Source organism: Paenibacillus cisolokensis (assembly GCF_018403665.1).
In the GTDB taxonomy this organism is placed as follows: Bacteria; Bacillota; Bacilli; order Paenibacillales; family Paenibacillaceae; genus Paenibacillus_AH; species Paenibacillus_AH cisolokensis.
In genome coordinates, this window is sequence record NZ_BOVJ01000052.1 from 19,457 (window position 1) to 38,519 (window position 19,063).

General features: G+C 59.6%; 15 protein-coding genes and 5 pseudogenes. 14 read left to right on the plus strand and 6 right to left on the minus strand.

The window, feature by feature from the left end; translation table 11 throughout:
* Window positions 1-65 precede the first annotated feature (65 nt).
* Together PACILC2_RS07310 and PACILC2_RS07315 are read right to left on the minus strand one after the other, a co-directional pair.
* Window positions 66-748, minus strand: a pseudogene (locus PACILC2_RS07310) (zinc metallopeptidase).
* A 33-nt stretch (window positions 749-781) separates the two neighbouring features.
* Window positions 782-1,258: a MerR family transcriptional regulator gene (locus tag PACILC2_RS07315; RefSeq protein WP_062494199.1), complete on the minus strand. Its 477-nt coding sequence runs from the start codon at window positions 1,256-1,258 to the stop codon at window positions 782-784.
* Window positions 1,259-1,716: 458 nt separating this feature from the next.
* On the opposite strand from PACILC2_RS07315, the gene PACILC2_RS07320 reads away from it, so the two are divergent.
* From PACILC2_RS07320 to PACILC2_RS07330, 3 genes are read left to right on the plus strand one after another with little or no spacing between them, the layout of a single operon-like run.
* Window positions 1,717-3,096: an ammonium transporter gene (locus PACILC2_RS07320; RefSeq protein WP_244863330.1), complete on the plus strand. Its 1,380-nt coding sequence runs from the start codon at window positions 1,717-1,719 to the stop codon at window positions 3,094-3,096.
* A gap of 42 nt (window positions 3,097-3,138) precedes the next feature.
* On the plus strand, window positions 3,139-4,230 hold the full coding sequence (locus PACILC2_RS07325; RefSeq protein ID WP_213528375.1) for a DUF294 nucleotidyltransferase-like domain-containing protein: 1,092 nt from the start codon (window positions 3,139-3,141) through the stop codon (window positions 4,228-4,230).
* Window positions 4,227-4,961 (plus strand): exonuclease domain-containing protein, encoded by a 735-nt coding sequence (locus PACILC2_RS07330; RefSeq protein WP_213528377.1) that lies wholly within the window; start codon window positions 4,227-4,229, stop codon window positions 4,959-4,961. Before PACILC2_RS07325 ends, PACILC2_RS07330 begins: the two co-directional genes overlap by 4 nt.
* On the opposite strand, the gene PACILC2_RS07335 is transcribed toward PACILC2_RS07330, so the two are convergent.
* Both PACILC2_RS07335 and PACILC2_RS07340 read right to left on the minus strand, forming a co-directional pair.
* Window positions 4,935-5,411, minus strand: a complete 477-nt coding sequence (locus PACILC2_RS07335; RefSeq protein ID WP_145977246.1) for a M67 family metallopeptidase — start codon at window positions 5,409-5,411, stop codon at window positions 4,935-4,937. The two genes, PACILC2_RS07330 and PACILC2_RS07335, sit on opposite strands and share 27 nt — an antisense overlap.
* A gap of 157 nt (window positions 5,412-5,568) precedes the next feature.
* Window positions 5,569-6,867, minus strand: a complete 1,299-nt coding sequence (locus PACILC2_RS07340; protein WP_213528379.1) for an MFS transporter — start codon at window positions 6,865-6,867, stop codon at window positions 5,569-5,571.
* 137 nt (window positions 6,868-7,004) lie between these two features.
* On the opposite strand from PACILC2_RS07340, the gene PACILC2_RS07345 reads away from it, so the two are divergent.
* Window positions 7,005-7,571 carry a TlpA family protein disulfide reductase gene (locus PACILC2_RS07345; RefSeq protein ID WP_213528381.1) on the plus strand — a complete coding sequence of 189 codons (567 nt, stop codon included), beginning with the start codon at window positions 7,005-7,007 and terminating at the stop codon, window positions 7,569-7,571.
* 101 nt (window positions 7,572-7,672) lie between these two features.
* Here the strand turns inward: PACILC2_RS07345 and cimA are convergent, their stop codons facing one another.
* A complete protein-coding gene (gene cimA / locus PACILC2_RS07350; RefSeq protein ID WP_213528383.1) occupies window positions 7,673-9,283 on the minus strand; it encodes a citramalate synthase in 1,611 nt (536 codons plus the stop codon).
* A gap of 210 nt (window positions 9,284-9,493) precedes the next feature.
* On the opposite strand from cimA, the gene PACILC2_RS07355 reads away from it, so the two are divergent.
* The 3 genes and pseudogenes from PACILC2_RS07355 (at window position 9,494) to PACILC2_RS29245 (ending at window position 12,662) form a co-directional block, all read left to right on the plus strand.
* A complete protein-coding gene (locus tag PACILC2_RS07355) occupies window positions 9,494-10,762 on the plus strand; it encodes a DNA polymerase IV (protein ID WP_062494184.1) in 1,269 nt (422 codons plus the stop codon).
* Between the two features lie 107 nt (window positions 10,763-10,869).
* Window positions 10,870-11,106: a ferredoxin gene (locus PACILC2_RS07360; protein ID WP_062494182.1), complete on the plus strand. Its 237-nt coding sequence runs from the start codon at window positions 10,870-10,872 to the stop codon at window positions 11,104-11,106.
* A gap of 966 nt (window positions 11,107-12,072) precedes the next feature.
* Window positions 12,073-12,662: pseudogene (locus PACILC2_RS29245) on the plus strand (L,D-transpeptidase).
* Here PACILC2_RS29245 and PACILC2_RS07375 read toward each other — a convergent pair.
* Window positions 12,655-12,792: a hypothetical protein gene (locus PACILC2_RS07375; RefSeq protein ID WP_201024036.1), complete on the minus strand. Its 138-nt coding sequence runs from the start codon at window positions 12,790-12,792 to the stop codon at window positions 12,655-12,657. The pseudogene PACILC2_RS29245 and the gene PACILC2_RS07375 overlap by 8 nt on opposite strands.
* 232 nt (window positions 12,793-13,024) lie before the next feature.
* Here PACILC2_RS07375 and PACILC2_RS07380 point away from each other — a divergent pair.
* From PACILC2_RS07380 to PACILC2_RS07405, 7 genes and pseudogenes are all read left to right on the plus strand, one after another.
* Window positions 13,025-14,120 (plus strand): annotated as a pseudogene (locus tag PACILC2_RS07380) (quinone-dependent dihydroorotate dehydrogenase).
* Between the two features lie 15 nt (window positions 14,121-14,135).
* Window positions 14,136-14,938, plus strand: a pseudogene (yjbM, locus tag PACILC2_RS07385) (GTP diphosphokinase).
* Complete coding sequence (locus tag PACILC2_RS07390; RefSeq protein WP_213528389.1) at window positions 14,935-15,465, plus strand: DUF309 domain-containing protein; 531 nt, start codon at window positions 14,935-14,937, stop codon at window positions 15,463-15,465. Before yjbM ends, PACILC2_RS07390 begins: the two are co-directional and overlap by 4 nt.
* A gap of 182 nt (window positions 15,466-15,647) precedes the next feature.
* Window positions 15,648-16,495, plus strand: a pseudogene (locus tag PACILC2_RS29250) (RsmB/NOP family class I SAM-dependent RNA methyltransferase); the annotation flags it as partial.
* A 360-nt stretch (window positions 16,496-16,855) separates the two neighbouring features.
* Window positions 16,856-17,269, plus strand: coding sequence for an RsmF rRNA methyltransferase first C-terminal domain-containing protein (locus PACILC2_RS29255; protein ID WP_372447074.1), 414 nt, complete (start codon window positions 16,856-16,858; stop codon window positions 17,267-17,269).
* 1 nt (window position 17,270) lies between these two features.
* Complete coding sequence (locus PACILC2_RS07400; RefSeq protein ID WP_244863331.1) at window positions 17,271-18,020, plus strand: pseudouridine synthase; 750 nt, start codon at window positions 17,271-17,273, stop codon at window positions 18,018-18,020.
* Between the two features lie 250 nt (window positions 18,021-18,270).
* A partial coding sequence (locus PACILC2_RS07405) for a Cof-type HAD-IIB family hydrolase (protein WP_213528391.1) occupies window positions 18,271-19,063 on the plus strand: 793 nt, incomplete at its 3' end.

The window sequence follows — 19,063 nt, forward strand, 5'->3', positions numbered from 1 at the left end:
GGGCGGAACAAACGCAAAACCGCCGCATGCGTCCTGCATGCGGCGGTTTTGCGTTTTTGTCGCCGTTATTCTTCGCGGCTGGAAGTAAAGATCATAATATACTTGATCAATTCAAGCAGCGAGATCAGCGCTGCGGCGACATATGTCAAGGCTGCGGCATTCAGCACTTTGGCGACGCCGCGCTCTTCGTCGTTCGTAATGAACCCTTCGGCGATCATCAGGTCGCGCGCGCGGCTGCTGGCGTTAAACTCGACAGGCAGCGTGATGAGCTGGAACGCGACGGCAACCGAGAAGAAGATGATGCCGAGGCCGATCAGACCGGTTGCATTGAACAGGAAGCCGGCAATCAGCAAAACGGCGCAGCGCCCGAGGCGATATTGACGACCGGGAAAATCCGGTGGCGCGCCACCAGCATCGGATAATGAACCTTGTGCTGGATGGCATGGCCGACTTCGTGGCAAGCTACCGAAATAGCGGCGATCGAGCTTTCATAATAGACCGGCTCGGACAGCCGGACGACACGGTTAATCGGGTCGTAGTGATCGGTCAGCGCCCCGCGCACCGGCTCGATCGGGACGTCGTGCAGGCCGTTGGCGTCAAGCAGGCGGCGGGCGGCTTCGTAGCCGGTCAAACCGCTCATGGCTTGTACTTCGGCCCATCTGTTAAATGTGCCTTTTACCCGGAATTGCGCCCAAAGCGACAACCCGAAAGCGATAATGATCAGGAAATCCATCGGGTGGAAAAACATTCGTATCCCTCCATCTGAGTCGTTGTAGTATGGCTACATAAAAGGCCCTTTATTCGATAAGAACATCAGCGCTTCGATGCATGCCGCCGTTTGCGGCATCAGCCGCGTAAGAAGCCGGTTTACCTGCCGGGGCTTCATCTTCCGGATAACAGGCTCAAGCTCCTTCACTTCCCGTTCCAGCTGTTCCAGATGAAGCTGCAGATCGGTAAGTTTCTTCGAAACTTGCTCCTCGGGCGTAACCGCGCTCCAGCTGTCAAGCAGATGCTTGATTTCTTCGAGCGAATATTTCTGCCGCTTCAATTGTTCAATACGCTCAAGCCGCAGTAAGGTTTCATCCCCGTACAAACGATAATTTTTGGCTGACCGGCTTGCCGGTTCGATTAAACCGATGGAGGTATAATAATCGATTGTCCGCGGACTTACGCCTGCGAGCTTGGAAAGTTCCCCGATCCGGTAGAGCCGCTGCTTATCCCCATCTTCATTCACCACCTTTTCCGGTACTGCAGTCATGCTTGATTACCGCTCGGAAAGCATACGCGCATGGCGCAAATAGGACCAAAGACTTTCCGGCGGCATGAAAAGCTTCCGCTGGAATGCGGCCGCTTCTCGTCGAACAGATTTCGATGAAACCCAATTTTTATTTTTTCATTTCTTATCCTATGATAATCGGAAAATAACCATACAGTCAAACGTTATGCTTTTTTGGGCGAATACAGTCCGGTAATCAAGTCATGAAAGATTACATAACAAAACCGGATTGTACGTGTCAAGCCGCTTTTTTCTGAAAAACAACGGATACCCGCCGTATCCTTGAGCTAAATCCTAACATTCAGATCGTTTTGAAGGACGAACGTTAGATTTATTTGCAAAATGATCGAAAAATATATTGTCAAAACGAGACCTTATGACTATAATGACATTAAGATTTTCATTTAGAGTAATAAAACATGACATGAGGAGTGATTGTAGTGCTCAAGAGATTATTGTTGACATCGAGCCTGCTGTTGCTGGCTTTTCCGGCGATGGCTTTCGCGGAAGAACCTGCGGCCGCCACGCTGGATATGGGGCTGAACACGATTTGGATCATGCTCTCGTTCATTCTGGTATTGCTGATGCAAGGCGGCTTTATCCTGCTGGAATCCGGATCGACCCGTATGAAGAACGCCGGCCATGTGGCAGGCAAAACGATCTTCACGCTGGGACTCGGGACACTGGTCTACTGGGCATTCGGTTACGGTATCGCCTACGGCGGCGACAGCCCGCTCAGCAGTTTGTTCGGATGGGGAGACTTTTTCTATAACCCGGCGATCGCCGCCGGTGAGGGCGACGCCTTCCCGCCGGCCGTATACTTCCTGTTTCAGCTGGCTTTCGTTCTGATCTCGCTTTCGATTGCATGGGGCGGCTTCGCGGAACGCGCCAAACTGTCCTCATATCTGATCTTTACCTTGTTCTTCGCGGTGATCATCTATCCGGTGATCGCGCACTGGATCTGGGGCGGCGGCTGGCTGGCCGAAGACGGCGCGCAAGACTATGCGGGCTCGACGGTCGTGCATCTGACGGGAGCGATCGCCGCCTTTGCCGCCACCGTGCTGCTCAAGCCGCGGATCGGCAAGTTCAACAAGGACGGCTCGGCGAACGAGATTCCCGGACATAATCAGGTGTACAGCGCACTGTCCGTACTTCTGCTGTGGGTAGGCTGGTTCGGCTTCAATGCGGGCAGCGCGCTCACAATCGGCGACGGCTTTCTCGGATATGTCGCCTTCACGACGATGCTTGGCGCAGGGGCGGGCGCCGTATCCGCGCTGCTTATCTCGTGGGCGGTTCAAGGCAAAGCCGACATTACGACGATGTTGAACGGAACGCTGGCGGGGCTTGTCGCCATTACGGCTTCCTGCGCCTTCGTCGAACCGTGGGCGGCGGTCGTCATCGGTCTTGCGGCCGGCGTGCTCGTATTTTACAGCGTGAAGTTTTTCGAGAAGCTGAAAGTGGACGATCCGATCTATGCCCTCTCCGTGCACGGCATGGCCGGCATCTGGGGGACGCTCGCCAACGGCATCTTTGCGACGCAAGAGTTGGCGGAGAAGGTCGGCGTCGGTCAAGGCGGTCTGATCGATACGGGAAGCTGGAGACAGCTGTGGGTGCAATTTGAAAGTGTCGTCGTTTCCGGCGCATATGCGCTGGTCCTGTCGTTCGCCATTCTCTACGTCATTAAGAAAACGGTCGGCTTCCGCGTAACGGAGGAGCAAGAAATTATCGGTCTCGATATGAGCGAGCACGGCTCGTACGGCTATCCGGAACAAATGAAAAAGTCGAGAGTTTTTAAGGCTGGAAATGGTATAATCCCCTGAGACGCGATCGATGTTCGTTCATAGAAGAGGGGAGAGAGGCCGATGAACGATTCGGATTGGAGCCGGCTGCTCATGCGGATCGGTTCGGCCGAAGACGCGCGGGACTTGCGCGGCATGCGGAACGAAATTTACGCGCTGTCCGCCGCTTGTCCCGCATCCGGCGCAATCGACGGCTATTACAGGCGTCTTAATGCGGCGCATGACGCGATCGTTCGCCGGGCGGTCCGGCTGGCGGAAGCGGAAACGGCACGGTCGGGGATCGGATCTCCGCCCGTGCCTTACGCATATATGCTGTTCGGCAGCGGCGGACGCGGGGAACAGACGCATGCAAGCGATCAGGACAGCGGCCTAGTATACGAGGATCGGCCCGAGCGTGCGGAGGAGGCGGAGACTTATTTTGCGCATTTGTCCGGGACTGTCGTCCGCATGCTGGTGGAAGCGGGTTATCCGCCCTGCGAAGGCAACGTAATCAGCCGCAATCCGGCATGGCGCCGCTCGCTTGGCGAATGGAAGCGGCAGCTGGACGAATGGTTCGCCGATCCGACATGGGAGGCGGTCCGCTACTTGCTGATTGTGGCCGACGGCCGCTGCGTGGCGGGGGACGAACGGCTGGTGCGGGAATTGAAAGAGTACTATTACGGCAATATGCCCGTTCACCCCGTTATCGTGGGCCGAATGCTGGACAATACGATGCGGCACAAAGTATTGGTCGGCGTATTCGGCCAGCTGCTGAAAGAACGGTACGGCGAGGATTCGGGCAGCCTGGACGTGAAATACGGCGCCTATATCCCGATGGTAAACGCCGTTCGGCTGCTGGCGGTGCAGGCGGGGCTCCACGAAACGTCGACGCTGCGCAGGCTGGAAAGGCTGCGGGAGGCCGGCTGGCTCGACGAGGACGAGAAGTCTGCATACGAAATGGCGTTTCTGCTGTTCCTCCGGCTGCGGCTGATGACGACGGAACGGACGGAAGACGGGGTAAGGACGAGCAACGGCATGGTCTCCGCCGCCAAGCTGACCAAAGACACGGTAGACGAGCTGAAAGAAGCGCTGCGCATCGGCAAACGGCTGCAGCGTGTTGTCCGGAAACGGACGTTGGGTGAGCCGGGCGGTCCGCACAGAGGAGGTCGAACATGAAAGAGCAGAAAGGCGTCGGACGCATGTGGCATCTGTACAAGCTCGGAGGTTTCGCGCCGGCTGTCGCTTCGATGCTCGGCGCCCAGAACGCGCAGCAGATGGCGTTCATCCGTTCGGTTGCGAAGGAGCAGCGCAAACAGTCGATGCTGGATACGCCGCTGCAGGAGCTGGAAGCGGTCGTCTTCGATCTGGAGACGACCGGTTTTAATCCTTACGGCGGCGACGAAATTATTGCGATCGGAGGCGTGCTGATGCGCGGCGGCGAACGGGTGGCCGATGGGACGTTCTACACGCTCGTCAATCCGCGCCGCCGCATACCGCTTCATATTATCGAGCTGACCGGCATTACGAACGAGATGGCGGCGGAGTCGTCGGATTTGCTGCAGGCGCTGCACGATTTTATGGAGTTTGTCGGGAAGAGGCTGCTGATCGCTCACGGCTCGAAACATGACAAGCAATTTTTAAGCGCGGCGTTGTGGAAAACGTCGAAAGTCGCGCTGAATCACCGGGTGCTCGATACGATGATGGTGGCCAAATGGCTGGAACCGGGCCGGCCGGCCTACGGGCTGGACGAATTGCTCGAAAGCGCGGGCATTCCGATCGAAAACCGGCATCACGCGCTGTACGATTCACTGATGACCGCCGAGCTGTGGCGGTCGTATTTGCGCCGCATCCGCGAGCGCAATATTATAACGCTCGGCGATCTATACGCTTATTTGAGCAACCATTAGCGGATCGAAACGTCCTGCGGTCACCCGGTAAGCGCGCAGCTCGGGGCTTTCCGGCCGGCGCAGCGACAAGATCCAGCACGTCAGCCCGCTCAATCCGGCGGCTCCGGCAGCATCCTGCAGCGACGGAACCGGCGCAGTCCGGGGATGGGTATGGTACCAGCCGACGACCGTGTGGCCGTCCGCCTGAATGCGGCAGAACGTCTCGACCCATTCGGCCGGGTCGAACGCGAAGGCGCGCCCGGGCGCCGGATGGGCGTTGCGGAGCGCTATTGCCGCATCTGCGGCGGCCGGGCATCCGTCCGACGCGCCGCGGCGAATGAGCAGTCCGCACGCTTCCTCCGGCCATGAGCGCCGTCCGTGAAGGAGAAGCGAAAGGTACGCGGCGTCCGTAATATAAGCTGTTCGTTCGGGATGGCGACAATTCGATTGCAGATCGGCGATATTCGGCATAAGCGGCAGTTCCTTTGCTGCGGGCGAAGCGGGAAAGCATGAAAGCTTAAAAGCTTCGGCCGTCATTTTGTCATGTCTGCCGTTTATTATACCAGCTTCGCGTCCGCTAGGCTTGATCGTTTGCCGCGGAAGAGCCGTCGGGCTGTACGGACCGGGACTAGCCGCTCGTCTTGGCCGGCGGACGGATCAGCCAGCAGACGAGGCCGAGACCGAGCAGCGACAGCGCCGCCACCGAACCGAACAGCGCCGCCACGGACAAGCCGGCCAGCCAGGTGAAAATCGGCGGGCCGAAGGCGACGCCGAAGAAGCGGAGACTGCTGTACAGCGACGTGATCATGCCGCGGTGGCTGCGGTCGACCGCTCCCGTAATGAGTGTGTTCAGGCAGGGGAGCATCATTCCGGTGCCGATGCTGCTTAACGTCAGCAATCCGATCAGCAGGACGATGAGCTTGTAGCTGAAGATGGCTGCGGCGAGCGAAGCGGCCATTAGAACGAGCCCGATGATCATCAGCCTGCGCATCAGCTTCCCGTTGTTTTTCAGTACGCGGCCGGTCGTATAGGCGGTAATGACGAGGCCGAGCAGCGGGATGGCGAGCACGCCGCCTTTGGCGATGCCGTCGATATTGTAGGGCGGCTTCTCCAAAATATCGGAAAGATGAAACAGCACGCCGAACAAAATGAACAGGCCGAGCGAGCCGACGAAGAAGCAAGGCAGCAGCCATCTGCCCTTTTGCCTGAAAATGTCCTTGATGTCGGATACATAGGTTTTGACGCCGATCTTTTGGCGATTATCGGCTTTCGGCTCCGAAATAAGCGTCCAGACGGCAACGAGCGAAGCGGCGCAGAAGACCGGGAACGCGAAGAAAGGGGCGTACCAGACGATGAGCGCAAGCAGCGAACCGAGTATCGGGCTGATCACTTTGCCCGCCCCGTTGGAAGCCTCGATCAGACCGAGCGCCTCGCTTTCCTCGCCGTTCTTGTACTTGTCGCCGATCAGCGCCATCGCGATCGGCGACGTGCCGGCCGCCGCCAGCCCCTGCAGCGATCTGCCGGCAATCAGCGTCGCGTAGGAACCCCATATGGCGCCAAGGGCGCTTACAATGCCGGCCGCGCCGTATACGGCCAGAGAAGGCAAAATCACCTTCTTGCGGGTGTAGCGGTCGGATAAATAGCCGAGTATCGGGATGAAAATGCCTGCGGTAACCGAAAATAACGTAATCACGAGACTGGCTTGAAATGACGAAATGTTCATTTTCTTTTCCATGTCCGGCAAAATCGGCACCAGCATCGAATTGCCGAGCACCAGGACGAGCGGCACCGTAGCGAGCGCCGCGTATTCCGCCCATTTGCTTTTGCCGCCGCTTTTGGCTTCCGCCCCGTCTTTGCCGCTCTTGAAATCGGCCGTTCTCAATCGTCCGATCCCGAATGAACCGATTCCCCGCTTCGTTTTCTCCATTGCCCGACTCCTTTGTTTTTCGTCTGGTTTGACGGTTTAGTGATAAAATGCCCTTCCGCTTGAGTCTCCATTCCCCGAATGTTAACATGAATAGGAGAAGGCGATGGCGATAAAGACTGGGAAAGAAGGGAACGCCTTTGAAGCGCACAATCGGAATATTGGCGGTCGTTGCGGTGCTGGCGGCGGTCGCGATCTATCAGTATGCGGATGAACGAAAAGAACTGGCCGGGCCGAACGGAGCTGCGCCGGCTGCCGTTTCGGACGAGGAAAAGCCGAAACCGGGCTATGCGGCGCCGAAATTTACGCTGCCGAACCTTGCGGAGGAAGAGGTGGCGGTAGGCGGGCCGTCGGATAAACTCGTCATGATCAATTTTTGGGCGTCCTGGTGCGGCCCTTGCGAGCTGGAAGCGCCGGATTTGCAGAAGATCCATGAAATATACGGGGACCGGTTGACGTTATACGGCGTGAACTCGACAAAGTATGACCGGGAACGCGATGCGCGGAAATTTGTCGAACAGATGAATCTGACGTTTCCGATTTTGATGGACCGGGAAGGAACCGTAACGAAACTTTACAAAGTGGATCAGGAATTCCCGACCACGGTGCTGGTGAACCGGGACGGCCATGTCGTGGAGCGGGTCACCGGCGTCATTCCGCTCGATCAATGGAAAGCGATAATCGAACAGCACTTGTCCGCCTCTTGAACCGGCGGGGAAGACGCAGCAAGGGCTGCGCCCGTATCGTCTGCCGTGACGATACAGGCGCAGCCCTTGTTCGTTTGAATGTGCGGTATAGGCGCGGCCTTTTAATGGTTGACCAAACCGAGCTGTTCGCGTACCGGGGTGGAAACTTCGACGGGCTCCATCCCGATTAATGCATAGCGGAAACTGTCGACGAGCGCCTCCCAACTGGCCTCGATGACGTTGCTGGACACGCCGACCGTGCTCCATGTGTTCTGGAAGTCGGTCGATTGGATGAGGACGCGCACCTTGGCCGCCGTCGCATCTTTCTCGTCGATCACTCTGACCTTATAGTCTGTGAGATGGATGTCGTTGATTTTCGGATAAAATTGCACGAGCGCCTTGCGCAGCGCATGGTCGAGCGCATTGACCGGACCGTTGCCCTCGGCTACCGTATAGACGCTCTCGCCGCCGACCGTAATTTTGACGATCGCTTCGGACATCATATGATCCTTCGATTTCTCCACGAGCAGCTTCAGCGATTCCAGCTCGAATATGACGGGTACTTCTGCGAACGCTTCGCGAAGCAAAAGCTCCAGCGAAGCATCGGCCCCTTCGAACTGGTAGCCCTGATGCTCCAGATCTTTGATGCGGTCGATAATTTCCTTCGTTTTGTCGTTGTTGGCCGTAATATCGAGCCCGAGCTCCTGCGCTTTGGAAATGATGTTGCTTTGTCCGGCCAGTTCGGACACGAGAATGCGCTGCTTGTTGCCGACCAGCTCCGGCTTGATATGCTCGTACGTTTTGGAATCCTTCAAAATCGCCGATACGTGAATGCCGCCCTTGTGGGCAAAAGCGGCGTTGCCGACGTACGGCTGGCCGACCGGCATCGCGACATTGGCGATTTCGCTGACATAACGGGCGGTGCTCGTCAGCTGCTGCAGCTGCTCGGCCGAAATGCACGAATAGTTCATTTTCAGCTGCAAGGTCGGGATAATCGAGCATAGATTGGCGTTGCCGCACCGTTCGCCGTAGCCGTTGATCGTCCCCTGGACTTGCCTTGCGCCGGCTTGTACGGCCGCGAGCGAGTTGGCGACGGCAAGCTCGCAGTCGTTATGGGTATGAATGCCGATCGGCGTCTTCAGCTCGCCGCAGACGCGGGTCACGATATCGTAAATTTCGCCCGGCAGCGTTCCGCCATTCGTATCGCACAGAACGAGCCAATCGGCGCCCGCTTCCTGCGCCTTGCGCAGCGCGGCAAGGGCGTAGTCCGGGTTATGCTTGAACCCGTCGAAGAAGTGCTCCGCGTCGAATATCGCTTCGATCCCGCGGCTTTTCAGAAAGGCGATGGAATCGTAGATCATGGCGAGATTTTCTTCCAGCGTCGTCTGCAGCGCAGTATGGACGTGAAAATCCCATGTCTTGCCGACGAGCGTCGCGGCCGGCACGCCCGACTCGACGATGCGAAGCAGGCTCGCGTCGCGCTCGGCTTGCGCGTTTTTGCGCCGCGTGCTTCCGAATGCGGTAATTTTCGCCCGCAGGTTCAGGGATTTAACCCGTTGGAAAAATTCGATGTCTTTGCCGTTGCTGCCCGGATTGCCGCCTTCTATATAGTGGACGCCCAATGCGTCGAGTTTCTGGGCGATTTTCAGTTTATCGTCGGCCGACAGGCTGATCCCTTCTCCTTGCGTGCCGTCGCGCAGCGTTGTGTCAAAAATCGAAATGGCATTGGTCATTTCCGGGACGCCTCCTCATTTCATTCACGAAGCCGGATTAATGGCGAAAAAAGCCGTTCTCCGGTCAATATTCCCTATTATAGCATTACAGGGACGAAAAGTAGAAGGGTTTCAGCCGCCTTTTCCGGTTGATTAACCGGAGCGGCTTCGGTATGCTGAAATCAATCGCAGAAAACCGGAACGTATATTCGGAAGGAAGGGGAAGAGAGCATGGCCAAGGCTGGCGGGCGCATTATTTTGCATATCGATATGAATGCTTTCTATTGCTCCGTGCATGAAGCGGAAGACCCGGAAGCCTACAAGGACAAGCCGACGGCGGTGGCGGGAAGCGTGGAGCTGCGCAAAGGAATCGTCGTCACGTCGTCCTACGCCGCCCGCCGCCGGGGGGTCAAGACCGGGATGACGGTCCGCCAGGCGCTCCGGCAATGTCCCGAGCTTGTGCTCATCCGACCGGATTTCGACCTGTACCGCAAATACTCGCGCGGATTTATGGATATAGCGCGGCAGTATACGCCGCTTGTGGAGGCGACGAGCATCGACGAATGCTACCTGGACATTACCGGCTCCGGGGCGTTCGGAGAACCGCTCGCAATCGCCGAGACGATCCAGCGCCGCATCCGGACGGAATGGCAGCTGCCCTGTTCGATCGGGGTCGCGCCGAACAAGCTGCTGGCGAAAATGGCTTCGGACATGCGCAAGCCGAACGGGCTGACCGTGCTGCGCATCCGCGACGTGCCGCGCCTGCTGTGGAACAAGCCGTGCGAGGCGCTGTTCGGCATCGGGGGGAAGACGGCGGCCAAGCTGCGCAAACTGAACATTCGCACGATCGGGGAGCTCGCGGCCGCCGACGAGGAGCTGCTGATCCGGTATTTCGGAGTGTACGGCTCATGGATGAAAAATGCGGCGCACGGCATCGATCATTCGCCGGTGCAGCCGGTGCGCGGACGCAACAAATCGATCGGCCATACGACGACGCTGCCGAGCGATGTGCGGGAGAGAGCGGAAGCGCATCGGGTGCTGCTTAACCTGGCCGATCAGACGGCGCGCCGTATGCGGCGGCAGAAGCTGATGGCGTCGACGGTGCAAATTACGGTGCGCCGGCCGGACATGTCGACGATTACCCGTTCGGAGACGCTCGAATCGCCGACCGAAACGACCGCCGACATCTATGCCGCCGCTTGCCGGCTGTTCGACCGGCATTGGCCGGAAGGAGAGCCCGCCCGTCTGCTCGGCGTCACGCTGCAAAATTTGACGCCGCGCGAAGAAACGGCCGTACAGCTCGATCTGTTCAGCTACCGGGAGCAGCCGCGGAAGGAGGCGCTGACGAGAGCGATGGATCAGCTGCGTGACAAGTACGGCGAGGATGCGGTGTTGACGGCCGGCATGCTCGGCGACGATCCGTCGGCGCTCATCCGCAATAAACGAATTCGCGGAACATCCTTGCAAATGGACGAGCATTTGTTATATAGTGAGGAATGAAAAGACCAGAAAAGCTATGAACTTTGGTCGTATTTGACGCATAGAATTGCTTCCTGAAATAGAAACAGAAAGTAAGGCGGCAAGGGGAATTCGAGGAGGGAACACCATTGGCCAAATTTACCTGGGTAGACAAAGATACATGCATCGCGTGCGGCGCTTGCGGAGCGACGGCTCCCGATATTTACGATTACGACGATGACGGTCTGGCGGAAGTCATCTACGGAGGAGACAACAACCGCGGCGTGACGGAAATTCCGGAAGATCTGTACGACGATCTGCAAGACGCTGCGGACGGCTGCCCGACCGATTCGATCAAAATCGCGGACGAGCCTTTCGACAACTGAATGACGCATCAATCGGCTTGCGAAGCCTGCTCCTTTCCCTTTCCGGGCATGACGGAGCAGGTTTTTTTTCTGTTCGATTTACGATCCCGGCCGGAATGCCGATACTTATGATAAAAGAGGAAACGGCGGGGGGCGCGAATGGAAGGCTCGACCGATATCGATTATTTGAAAACTTATGTCAGCAAGCATCCCGACAACCGGATGGCCTGGTATTTGCTTGGGAAAGCTTACGAAGAGCGGGGCAAGGAAGCGAAGGCGAACTACTGCTTCCTGCAATCCGGCGATGTGTTCGAGGCGTTCGAACGGAAGCGGCATCCGCTGGCCGACGAACCGGAAGTGCTGATCGGAGAATGGAACCGCCGGCGCAAGCGGCGGACCGCCTTGCGCCGCGCTATGCTCGTCGCCGCGCTGCTGCTGCTCGGCCTGACCGGCTCTCCCGCCGCACCGGAGGAGCGAATCGGTCCCGCGGAGTTAAGGCCCGGCGAGACGGTTGAGGAAGGGCAGGGGAGGCAGCGCCTGACGGAAGGGGAAGAAGCGTGGAGCATGGGCACGGCCGCCGGGCTTGCCGTAGCCTTTGCCCCGCGCGGCTCCGAGCCGGCGCTGACGGCGCTGCTGGGCGCCCGGGATGCGGATTACGGCATCGTCGCGAAAATGGAGGAGGCCGGCGTCTGGCGGCGCTGGGACGGGGATACGCGCATTTTGCTGACCGTCAGACGGGAGAACGGCGACGGACGATGGCTCGTCCGGACGCATGATGCCGCATGGTGCCGCTGTATGCCGGCGGAAACGGGCGATGCGCCGAGGCTGCTGCGCGAGTGGAGCGGACTGCAGGAGCAGCGCTGGACGCTTGCGAGCGCCATCGCGCACTACGAGCGGCTGCACGGACGGCTTCCGCGCGGTCTGAGCGAGCTTGTGCGGCCGTATCCGGACAATATGCTGTCGGGGGATACGCCCGAAATGCGGGCTATGTTCCCCGAATTGCTGCGTTCGTTCGCCAAGGCGGACAACGGCACGGCGGACAGCGGCCCGGCGGACAGCGGCGGCGGAGATTCGTCCCTCGGACTACCGGACGGGACGGCAAGCGCAGCAAGCGGGCTGCCGGACGAACCGCTGCGCATTCTCGTCGATACGTCGCGCCACCGGCTGGCCGTCGTCACCGGCGATGTGATCGTCCGCGTCTATCCGGTCGGACTCGGAGGGGAGCGGACGCCGGAAGGAACGTTCGCCATTACCGAAAAGGTGAAAACCCGAACGGGCGGGACGACGGGCCGTTCGGCAGCCGGGGGATGACGCTGTCCGACACGCCGTATGCGATCCATGGCACGGACGAGCCGGAGACGGTAGGGGGCGACAATTCGCTCGGCTGCGTCAGAATGCTGCGGGAAGATCTCGAAGAGCTATACGATCTTGTGCCGATCGGCACGGAAGTCGTTATTAAAAAGGGATCGTTCCCGCCGCTCCTGCCGTTCCGCGCGAACGGTTCGCGCTGGAGCCGCAGGAGGATGAGACCAATCCCGGTAAAGTGTACGACTGGCTGTAACCTTTCCGTCAGTTGAAAATAAGCAGGAGGGCCATGCCGATGATGACGACGCCGATGATCGAAGCGGTCCAGATGATCGCTTTTCGGTTCGGTTCTTCCGGCTGCCTCGATCGGAGTGTGGGCGGTTTTCGTTTGGCTGCGCTCATGCGTAATCACCTTTCTTACTATTATTCTATTATAAAAAATAATGCCGTATATATAATCCCATTGTAATCGTTTCCCGATAAAGCCGCAACCGTGCCGCCTCCCGGTTTTCAGAAGGCCGACGGTCCGGAACGGACGGCGGCTTAGTCGTCCGGCGGCTCTTTTCTTTTGACCCGGAACGAGATAAACTGGTTGGTAGTACCTTTCTTTATCGCGAGAACGGAGTGAGCGAGTTTGCTTTATGAAAAAATAGCCAAGCCGGTCCTGTTTCGCATGGACCCCGAGAAAGCCCATCACCTCGTCATCGACGGGCTGTATGCGGCCGGCCGGGTGCCGGGCATGACCGGCTTGATGCACGCCATATGGGGGGTGCGGGAATCGCCGGAGCTCGCCGTCGAGCTGTTCGGCCTGCGGTTTCCGCATCCGGTCGGCCTTGCCGCCGGCCTCGACAAAACGGCAAGGCGGTCGACGGCTTCTCCAGCATCGGCTTCGGTTTCATGGAAGTCGGAACGGTCACCCCGAAAGGCCAGCCCGGGAACGAGCAGCCGCGGCTTTTTCGTCTGCCGCCCGACGAGGCGCTCATTAACCGGATGGGCTTCAACAACGACGGCGCCGAAGCGATGGCCGAGCGGCTCGCCCGCCGAAAGGTGCGGCGGATTCCGGTGGCGGTCAACATCGGCAAAACAAGACGACGCCGAACGACCGGGCGCACGAGGACTACCGCGCCTGCATCCGGACGCTGTACGACAGCGGCGATCTGTTCGTCGTCAATATCAGCTCGCCGAATACGCCCGATCTGCGCGCGCTTCAGCACGGGGACGAGCTGCGCAGGCTTCTGGACGCCGTGAACGGAGAAATGGCGGCGCAGGCGGCGAAGCGCGGTCAGCGGGCCAAGCCGGTGCTGGTCAAAATCGCGCCCGATATGACGGACGAGCAGCTCGCCTATACGGTCGAAACGATCGCAAGCAGCGGCATTTCCGGCATTATCGCCACGAATACGACGTTGTCGCGCGACGGGCTGACGCATCCGAACCGCGGCGAAACGGGCGGACTGAGCGGCAAGCCGCTCAAGGACCGGTCGACGGAGGTCATTCGCGCCATATACCGGCAGACCGGAGGCAAGCTGCCGATTATCGGTTCGGGCGGCATTTTTACAGCTGCCGATGCATACGATAAATTTCGCGCGGGAGCGAGTCTCGTGGAAATATATACTTCGCTGATATACCGCGGGCCGGGCTTGCTGCGCGAGCTGACGGACGGGCTGAAAGCCTTACTGCGGCGGGACGGATACCGCAATATTGCCGAAGCGGCGGGGGCCGATCATATTTAGACAGGAGGCGGCCGAATGGACGGTAGAGATTGGAATCTGTTCTTGCAGCCTTACGAACAAGCGGTCGAGGAGCTCAAGGTCAAATTCAAAACGTTGCGCACCGAGCTCAAGATGAGAGAAGCTTATGCGCCGATCGAATTTGTCACCGGCCGTGTAAAAAAATATCGAGCATACTGGCGAAAGCGAAGCTGCTGGGCGTCCCGATGGACCGGCTGGAGGTCGGCATTGAGGATATCGCCGGCATCCGCATCATGTGCCAATTCGTCGACGATATCCGGCGCGTCGCCGACTTGATCCGGGCGCGCAAAGATTTGACGCTCGTCTACGAGAAAGATTACATTACGAATTTTAAAGACAGCGGCTACCGCAGCTATCATATGATCGTCGAATATCCGGTGCAGACGGCGCTCGGCTTGAAGCGGGTGCTGGCGGAAGTGCAAATCCGCACGCTGGCGATGAATTTCTGGGCGACGATCGAGCATTCGCTTAACTATAAATATAAGCAAAGCTTGCCGGAGGATGTGCGGGAAAGGCTGAAGAAGGCGGCCGAGGCCGCGTTCCAGCTCGACAATGAAATGTCCAGCATCCGGAGGGAAATTATCGATTCCCAGCGCGAGTTCGAGGAACGCTCGAACATCGTCTCGCGGGTGCTGAACGGCATACAGGATCTGTACTTTTTCCGCCGCGTGCGGGAAGCGGCGCAATTTCAGCTCCGGTTCAACGAACTGTACGAAGCGGAGGACATTATCGCGCTCGAGCGGCTGTCTGACGATATCCAGGCGGCGATTTTGCGCGCCAAGAAAAGCGGACTGACATGACGGGCGAAAAGCGCGGCGAAGGCTTCCATGGCGGCGGAGATGCCGGTGGCGCGCAGCATCCGGCGTATGACGAGAAGTATGCGCGGTACATCGTGTTGTTCAACTTCCGGCAGGCGTATTACGAGTGCCATGACGAAATGGAGGAGCTGTGGCTGGAGGAGGGACGCGACCCGTTCTGGCAAGGGTTGCTGCAGGCAGCCGTCGCGCTTCATCATTGGCGGGGAGGCAACGTATCCGGCGCGGTGAAGCTGTTTCGCGGGGCGATCGGCAAGCTGTCGCGGTATCCCGCCATCGAACGGGGGCTGAATGTGGCGGATTTGCTCGAGAAGTCGGAAAGGGCGATGAGGACGCTGTCCGCCTGGCTCGCGGATTGGCGGAAGGCCGGCGGCGATACCGCGAAGCCGGGAGAGCTTCCGGCAGCGCCGCCGTTCGAGCCGTTCGCGCTGACCGTCGCCGATCCCCGTCTTGCCGACCTCGTTTCCGAGACGGAGGCGCGGCTGCCGAATACGGAGGAAGAGTCATATTGAGTTGATCGGACCGGTCATGATGATGTCGATACCGTCCCTTGTCGGGGCGGTATTCGAACGTGTACGGTTCGCACAGCGTTCCGCGCCGACGGCAAAGGCTGCGCCGGGAATCGTACTACGCGGGTGCGCGGTAACGGTCTAGGAGGTTTTGCATGAAGTTGCCCGAACGATTTGTCGAGAAAATGAGACGGCTGCTCGGACCGGAAGCCGAAGCGTTCTTCGCTTCGTACGACCGGCCGCGCCATTACGGCCTGCGGGTGAACGGGCTGAAGACGGAACCGGAGCAGTGGCGGGCCGGATCGCCGTTCGGCGGGCGGCTTGCGCCCGTGCCTTGGGCGAAGGGAGCCTATTATTACGACGGCGAGGACCGGCCCGGCAAGCATCCGCATTATTATGCCGGACTCTATTACATTCAGGAGCCGAGCGCAATGGCGCCCGCCGAGCTGCTCGATCCGAAGCCCGGCGACCGCGTGCTTGACTTGTGCGCCGCCCCGGGCGGCAAATCGACCCAGATCGCTTCCCTGCTGCAAGGGCAAGGCGTGCTGGTCGCCAACGACAATGCCGGAGAACGGACGAAGGCGCTTGCCAAAACATCGAGCGCGCCGGCGTGCGCAACGCCGTCATTACGAACGAAGAACCGGCGGCGCTGGCTGCCCGCTTCGCCGGCTGGTTCGACCGGGTTCTGGTCGACGCGCCTTGCTCGGGGGAAGGGATGTTCCGCAAGGACGAATCGATGATTGCGGAATGGGAGAAGCATTCGGTCGAACGATACGCCGTCATGCAGCGGGATATTTTGCGCCATGCCGCCGCGATGCTGAAGCCGGGAGGCACGCTCGTCTATTCGACTTGCACCTTCTCGCCGGAGGAGAACGAAGCGCAAATCGCCGCCCTGCTCGCCGACGACCCGAAGCTGGAGATCGTGCCGGTGACGCATGCGTACGGCTGGTCGCCGGGGCGGCCCGAATGGGTCGGCATGGCGGCGGCCGGACAGGACGGTATCGATGCGGACAAGCTGGCCGGGCTGGCGGGCACGGTGCGGCTGTGGCCGCACCGCACCGAAGGCGAGGGGCATTATGTCGCCGTCCTCAGGCGGCGGCCGGAGCCGGACGCGGATGGACAAGGCGAGGCGGGCGAACGCATAGCCGGACGGGAGGAATCCGGCAGGGACGAGGCCGGCAGGGAGGAACGAATCGGACGCCGGTCGGGGCGAAGAGCGGAACGGAACGGCGGCAATTCCGGTTATGAAGCGGCGCGCCCGTATGCCGGTTTCAAGAATGTCGGAAAGACGGACAAGTTTTCCCGCCGGGACGGCGCGCTTTACGGCCGCTTGCGCAAAGACAGCACGGACGGAGGGCGAAACGGACTGGCGTCCGACCCGATCGCCTGCTGGATGGCGTTCGCCCGCGGCCATCTCCGCGGCGCCGAACGGTGGGAAGGGCGGCTTGTCCATTATGGGAGCCGCGTCTACCTGCAGCCGGACGGGCTTCCCGGTCTGGACGGACTGAAGGTCGTCCGGGCGGGCTGGTATTTGGGCGATGCGGCGCGGGGACGCTTCGAGCCGTCGCAAGCGCTGGCGATGGGGCTGAAAGCCGAAGAGGCGGTGCGAACGGTCGCGTTCGACTCCTCCGGAACGGACATTGTCCGTTACCTGAAAGGAGAGACGATTCACCTCGGGGCGGATCGCGCCGGAAGCGGCGGCAACGGGTATGCGCTTGTGCTGGCCGACGGGCATCCGGTCGGCTGGGGGAAGATCGCGGACGGCATGCTGAAAAACGCGCTGCCCGCAGGATGGAGGATGATCTGACGTGGTCAGGACGATCCGGCTGGATAAAATGCTCAGCCATATGGGATACGGTACCCGCAGCGAAGTGCGCAAGGCGGTGAAGCAGGGGCTCGTCACCGTGGACGGAAGACCGGTTAAAGACAGCGGCATGGCCGTCGATGCCGGGACGCAGGATGTCCGGTTCGGAGGAGAGCGGGTTCTGTACCGTGAATTTATTTATTTGATGATGAACAAGCCGCCCGGCGTCATATCGGCGACGGAGGATGCGCGGGAGCGGACGGTCGTCGACCTGCTTTCGCCGGCGGACGCGGCGCTGCAGCCGTTCCCGGCGGGGCGGCTCGACAAGGATACCGAAGGGCTGCTGCTATTGACGAACGACGGGCAGCTTGCGCATCGTCTGCTCTCTCCCCGCAAGCATGTGCCGAAAACATACGAAGCGAAGGTGGCGGGGAGCCGGACAGTCGGCGATGCCGATGTGCAGGCATTCGCGGCAGGCGTCAAGCTGGACGACGGCTATGTCACCATGCCGGCCGAGCTGGAAGTGAAGGAAACCGATGAAGGGCCGGATGGCCGGGCGATATCCGTCGTCCGCCTGACGATCCGGGAAGGCAAGTACCACCAGGTAAAGCGGATGTTCGAGGCGGTCGGACTGAAGGTCGTTCATCTTCGCCGGCTGTCGATGGGGCCGCTGGTGCTCGATGCGTCGCTTGCGCCGGGCGACTATCGCGAGCTGACGGAGAAGGAGCTGCGGCTTCTGCAGCTGGACGGATGACCGATCGGGAACGCGAAAGCGGATTTCGGCGGCGCATGTGCGGGCTGATGGGGAGCAGTTGATAGGCGCAAGCTTATGAGCGCAAGCTGATAGGCGCAGCCCGGTGGAAAGAGCCGGCTTGAGGAAATATCAGCTTGTGAAAGAACGGGCTTGAAGCGAGCCTGTCTGAAAGTCGACAATCGGGTACGGCTTTAGGTTGAGAAAGCATCTTGTTCATAAGCATGGAAAATGAATTGGAGGCGGCAGGGAGATGGGTTTACATTACGATATTATCGCACTCGACGTGGATGGAACGCTGCTGACGGACGATCACAAGCTGACGCAGGGCACATGCGAAGCAATCCGCGAAGCGGCGCGTCGCGGTGCGGAGATCGTACTGTGTACGGGAAGGGGGCCGGGCGGGGCCATCCCGGTTCTGGAGGAAATCGGGCTGGCGGGCACGATCATCACCCATAACGGCGGGGCGACGGTCGAGACGGCGAAACGGAAAGTAATCCATCAGTATACGCTGCGCGAAGAGCAGCTGCAGGTATTTGTCGACTATTGCCGACGGAACGAACTTCACTTCGACATCAGCACGGCATTCGAGGTGCTGGTCGAGCGGTTGACGCCGGAGATCGAAGAAATATACGGGCAGTTCCATATCCGTCCGACGCTGCGGCAACCGGGCGCGGCGCTGCCCGGCGAGCCGGTCAAAATGACCGTGTCCGGGCCGAAGGATATGATCGATGAAGTCGAACGGGACTGGAACGGTTGGAACCATGAGCTGCAATGGATACGCAGCGGGGAATATTTCATCGATGTGCAGCACCGCTACGCAACCAAAGGAAGGGCGCTCGAGCAGCTGGCGCGCATTCGCGGCGTGGACCGCAGACGGATTATGGCGATCGGCAACTATTATAACGACATCGGCATGCTGGAGATGGCGGGACTCGGCGTGGCGGTCGCCAATGCGCCCGAAGCGGTGAAATCGTCGGCGGACGTCGTCACGAGCTCCAACGCGGAGGAAGGGGTTATGCGGGCGCTGCTGGAATACGCCTGGG